We start from the raw sequence: 5,090 nt of genomic DNA, 5'->3' as shown, positions 1-5,090 counted from the left end.
CAATATCTTTTATTCTAGGAAGAGTTATTTTTCTTTTTTTAGCCATAAAAAGCCTTGTGGGTTTGAAGTATGCTTTCTAATTGCTCATCTTTAGCATAAAGAAGTTTTTCTTCCAAAGAACAATCAAAATTTGAAGGAAAAGGTTTTATGGTATCCTTGCTTAGAAATTTTTGCCAAAGTATAGAGTTTTTTTCTAATGAGAAATTCCAAAAATCATCTTTGTTATTATAAACATAGTCTTTATAATCTATAAAATTTACAAAGTTGATATTTACATTTTTTTGCTTAGAAAGCATACCTTGTATGTTTTCTTCTTCTGTGTTTTTTGGAATTTTATTATAGTTTTTAAGATAATGATTTATTCTATTGTTATTTAAGTTTTGATTTTCAAGTTCATTTAAAAGTTCTTTAGAATAATAATTTAAAAAATAATTATTTGCATATTCTTCTATATGCTCTTTAAAGCTTCTTTTGCAAATTAAATCATTATAACTAATAGGGTAAGATTTTAAAGTATTATTTTTAGAATTTAATATATAATCATACCCTGCAAAAAAATAAGAAAAATCCATAAAGGCATAATCAGCACTTATGCCTTTACAAAGACTTAAAAAAATATTTTCAAGTTCTAAGATGATTTTGTCTTCTTTGCTTAAATTTAACTCTTTTTGAAGTTGTTCTTGAGTTTTTGAGATAAAGCCATAATTAAGTCTATCTTCATAATTTTTTACTAGATAATTTAAATTTTCATCATTAAGATTAAAAGTAAGGCATAATGAAGAATTAAAATAAATATCATATTTATTAAAGTAGGGTGCTAAATTATCTTTTTCTATAAAAGTATTGATTTGGCTTTGAGAAAAATTTTCTCCTTTTTCATCCCAAAAAGGTAAATTAGGGGAGAGGTTTTTAAGAGTTCCTATTTCACTTAATTCATCCTTTTGATAGTATCGATGTAAAATGTATTTGCTTTTATCCCTACATAAACGATTATAAATTTGAGTATAATTTGAAGGTAAAAAATTTAACCATTCATCCTCACTGTGTAGATTTATACCCTCAAATTGATCAATACTAAAACAAGCTTTAAGTTCTTGTATAGCTTTTAAGGTATTTTCTAAATGTTTATTATAAAAATTATTTTCATTAGCTTTTTTAAAATCAAGCCATTCTTGTAAATTAAGGCGATTACCTTTTAAACTCCAAGCGTTAAGGTATTTTTCATCACTAAAAGTTTTTTTAGATAAAAGATGAAAGCTAATTTGATTGGCACTTAATGTTTGTTTCATTTAAAAGCTTTCAAAGCATCAATTTTTTCACACCATTTGTTAAAGTGTTGACATTTTAATCTTATGTTGTCTATACCAATTTCTTTTGCGATCTTGCTACCATGCAAAACTTTTTTATAGCTAGGAGAAGAAAAAATCTTTTTTAGCCTGTGTGACGGACTTGTTTCCTTGCTATTGTTGATGAATTCTGGATTATTGTATTTTTCGATAATACATTCTAATTCGCAAATGAGTTTTTCATCCCATTCAGCGTCTGCTTCAATGATTTTTGTAATATCACTAAAAAGCAAACTTTCAAATTCATGTGGTTGTATATAGCTAAAAAATTTATTTGTATCGCATTTTTGTTTAATTGCTTCATCAAAATCTTTTTGTATTTTTTCAATATATTCATATATATCAGTATTAGCTTTATTTTCTTTTAAAAATTCATCATCTAATCCATAATAATCAAACATAGTTGTCATAAAAGCTTGTGTGTCTTGTTTTAATTTTTTAACAATAAAATCAACCACTCTATCATACGAAAGCGCACCGCCTTTGTGTCCTTTAGATGTAGGTATTGTAAGTGGAGTGAGATAAATTTTGACATTGTGAAAATACGGACTTAAAGTTTCATTGATAAATTTTTCTTCACTTTGTCCTTCGCAAATTACATAGCATCTTGTAATATCTGACATTATTTTGGCCTCCCACCTATAAGATTACTAGCCCAAATTTCTCCAAGTGTGTATTCTTCAAGCCAAGTTTGTAGTTTTTCATTGTCCATTCTTGTAAAAATAGATTGATCACCTTCTTTATCTACAACTATAATATCTTGTGCTTCAAAATGATTTATCAGTTCTACAGATTGAGAAGAAATAATGAGTTGTTTTTCTTGAGCTACTCTTTTAATGATCTCGCTTAAAATTTTTAACGCATAAGGATGTAGTCCTAATTCAGGCTCATCGATAATAATTGTTCCTGACATTAGCTCAAAAGGCTGAAGTAATAAAGTAGCTAAGCATATAAACCTTAAAGTTCCATCAGAAAGCATATGTGCTTTGAAAGGAGTATCAGGATCGTTTTTATGATGCCATTCTAATTGTATATTATCACTATTTCTAAAAATAAATCCCCCAAAAAAAGGAGCAATATCTTGTATAGTAGTTAAAATTTGTTCATAATGTTTGTTGTAGTTATCATGGAGCATTTTAAGATAAGCTGCTATATTTTGTGCATCTTCTTTGAAAATAAGATTATCATTTGCATCACATATACTTTTCATTTTAGATGTATCTCCAGTATCATGAAAATGATAAAGCTTCCATTTTTTAATTTCGCTTATAGTATAATCAGCAACTGCTTTGGATCTAGAATATTCTTTTGCTTCAGAAATATTACTTTCGTATACATTCTCTCCTATAATGTATTCGTGAGGACCAAAATAAATTCTTTCTTTTTGTATAAGCATTTTGTTTTCTTGCGTGGCTACGATATCTACTTTATATCTATTTGGGTTAAAAACAAAGTCAAAATGCAATTTTTCGGTTTCTTTTCTACCAAAATACAAAAAACTATCAGGTCCTTTATCTTGTGTATAAAATTGCAAATTTTTATTAAACAATGCATTAAGCATTTTAAATACCGAGATAAAATTACTTTTACCTGCACCATTTGCACCGATTAAGATATTTAAATTTTTAAGTTCAAATTCGGATAAATCTTTTATAGATTTATAGCCTTTGATTGTTATGTTATTTAGCATTTATATCCTTTAGCTTCTAATATTGAAGTTGATTATTTTTTCTATTACCTTTAGCCTTTTTATTGCTTTATTTAATAAGAGACGATATTTATCACTATTATATTTATAATCTATAAAATTTACAATACTTAATTAGCACTAAATAGCATTTTAAAAGCTTTCAAAGCATCAATAAAATCTTTTATATCTTTTACTTGATCTTCTACCCAATCTTCCACTGTATAATCCTCATCACATTCGCTATCTTCACTATAATAATCTCCTCCTTCAAAATCAGCAGGATTATCATAAAGTTCCATTTCTATATGTTCTAATTCAAATTCCAAATCATTTATAAAATTTCGAAGAATCGTCCCATTAAAATTTTTTTTATCATAGTTTAAAATAGTGATTAGATTAGATGGTAAAACAACCTTATCTTTTTCATCAAATTTTAAGTTGTTGTTTTCTACTAAATTTTTATATTCATAACTTAAGATGTTACTTATGAAAGTTCTTCGTTTATGTTTTTTTAAACCATCTAAAGCACCTTTTAAATAACTATCATTTTCAAGATAGTAATTAAACGCTTCTTGTATATCTTCATCTAATAAAATTTTATTTTTCATTATCTTTCCTTGTAATTTATTTTACCTAAAGTTAATTTTTATCACTCTACTCATTCTCCTTGGCCTTTTTTATGGCATCGTTTAAAAGTTTGGAGTATTCATCATGATATTTACCTAATAAATCAAAATCAGTTTTTCCATCAATTTTACAATGAGAAGAATCATATGCTGGTAAATTATATTTTTTTCTAATTTGCTCTGAAGTCATTGCTCCTGCATCTTTTAAAAGCTTTTTATTTCTAGATCCTCTTGCGATATCTAAAGGGGTGGTTGGGGTGACAAAATTTACATTAGCTCCTAGTTCGATTAAAAGCTTTGTAACCTTATAAGTTTCAGGTTCGCTTACAGCTTCAAATAAAAGGGTTTCATTATTGCATTTTCTTAATTTACTAAAAGTTTGCATATCCACATTAGCCCCTCCTTTAATAGCTAGTTCTAATAATTCATAATTATTTTGCATAACCCAAAAATGCATAGGAGTCCTACCGGAATATCCTTCATCATGCACTTCAAATTTAGCTCCACGATTGACTAGATATTGTATGATTTGAGAATTTGGGTTTTTAGCATTGAGTATATATGCGTAGATTAGAGCGTTTTTGTAAATAATGCTATTTCCTTCTACTTTTTTCATTAAAATATATTTATCATTAGCTTCTTTGATATGTTTCATATCTACAAAGCGAAGATTGTATTTAGGATCTTTTAAACTTAAACCATACTCATCAAATAAATAATCTAAAATAGAAAAATCATTATCATAATTTCCACAAGTAAATGCAGCTCTTACTATAGTTGTGCAAGGATCAAACAAAGACAAATCATCCTTGCTGTTTTTGTTTTTAAAATGCGCCTCATAAAAGCTTTCTTTTATGGGATAATCTTTTAAAAGATTTTTAACATTTTCTAAGTCATTATTACTAATAAAATCAAATAATTGTTTTTGAATTTGCATTTTTTTTTCAAAACTCATAGCTTTGATATCTTCTAATGTTTTCATTGTTTTTCCTTTAGTTTTTTTGTATTTGTTTGTTTTTGTTTAATTCCTCTTCTATATTAGCAGGATTGTTTAAATTTAATCTTTTTATCATGATTTTATTAGGTGTTGCTCCTTTTATGTGATGTAGATACATTTCTTTAAAAACTGTTTTTATGCTCCTGTGGAAATGCCTATGGTAGATAAAACCTCTTCTTGCTCCCCAATCATACCGCTCATCAAATTTTGTAAGATTTTTGGTATTTGTTTTATAGTCTTTCTTTTTTTTGTCATCATGATTTTGGATTTCTTTTAATTTGAGTTCTTTTTCATTTTTTGCAGTTACATTACCTCCTGCTATATTCTCTTTTAATTCAGTATAGTGATTGCATAAAAATAAATAATCAAGTTCATATTCTCTAGCGAGTTTTAATTCAAAGCTTATTTGTTCTGTTAAAGCTTGATCTTTG

At 26.7% G+C, this 5,090-nt stretch carries 5 protein-coding genes and 1 pseudogene; all 6 read right to left on the bottom strand.

Features of this window, described 5'->3' with window-relative positions:
- Positions 1-38: 38 nt before the first annotated feature.
- A complete protein-coding gene (locus tag L8W69_RS08925) occupies positions 39-1,289 on the bottom strand; it encodes a hypothetical protein (RefSeq protein ID WP_263666956.1) in 1,251 nt (416 codons plus the stop codon).
- On the bottom strand, positions 1,286-1,969 hold the full coding sequence (locus L8W69_RS08920) for a DUF4276 family protein (protein WP_263666955.1): 684 nt from the start codon (positions 1,967-1,969) through the stop codon (positions 1,286-1,288). The genes L8W69_RS08925 and L8W69_RS08920 overlap by 4 nt, the downstream gene beginning before the upstream one ends.
- On the bottom strand, positions 1,969-3,036 hold the full coding sequence (locus L8W69_RS08915; RefSeq protein WP_263666954.1) for an AAA family ATPase: 1,068 nt from the start codon (positions 3,034-3,036) through the stop codon (positions 1,969-1,971). Before L8W69_RS08915 ends, L8W69_RS08920 begins: the two co-directional genes overlap by 1 nt.
- 128 nt (positions 3,037-3,164) lie before the next feature.
- Positions 3,165-3,644 carry a hypothetical protein gene (locus L8W69_RS08910; protein ID WP_263666953.1) on the bottom strand — a complete coding sequence of 160 codons (480 nt, stop codon included), beginning with the start codon at positions 3,642-3,644 and terminating at the stop codon, positions 3,165-3,167.
- 46 nt (positions 3,645-3,690) lie between these two features.
- Positions 3,691-4,644, bottom strand: a complete 954-nt coding sequence (locus L8W69_RS08905) for an ankyrin repeat domain-containing protein (RefSeq protein ID WP_263666952.1) — start codon at positions 4,642-4,644, stop codon at positions 3,691-3,693.
- 10 nt (positions 4,645-4,654) lie between these two features.
- Positions 4,655-5,090: pseudogene (locus L8W69_RS08900) on the bottom strand (hypothetical protein); the annotation flags it as partial.

The sequence above is a fragment of the Campylobacter sp. CNRCH_2016_3089 genome, from assembly GCF_025772505.1.
GTDB lineage: Bacteria > Campylobacterota > Campylobacteria > Campylobacterales > Campylobacteraceae > Campylobacter_D > Campylobacter_D lari_D.
This window is presented reverse-complemented; position numbering and strand designations above follow the sequence as displayed.

Coding starts and splice junctions, on each gene's coding strand:
- L8W69_RS08925 (WP_263666956.1), bottom strand. CDS start 1,289: ATGAAACAAACATTAAGTGCCAATCAAATTAGCTTTCATCTTTTATCT.
- L8W69_RS08920 (WP_263666955.1), bottom strand. CDS start 1,969: ATGTCAGATATTACAAGATGCTATGTAATTTGCGAAGGACAAAGTGAA.
- L8W69_RS08915 (WP_263666954.1), bottom strand. CDS start 3,036: ATGCTAAATAACATAACAATCAAAGGCTATAAATCTATAAAAGATTTA.
- L8W69_RS08910 (WP_263666953.1), bottom strand. CDS start 3,644: ATGAAAAATAAAATTTTATTAGATGAAGATATACAAGAAGCGTTTAAT.
- L8W69_RS08905 (WP_263666952.1), bottom strand. CDS start 4,644: ATGAAAACATTAGAAGATATCAAAGCTATGAGTTTTGAAAAAAAAATG.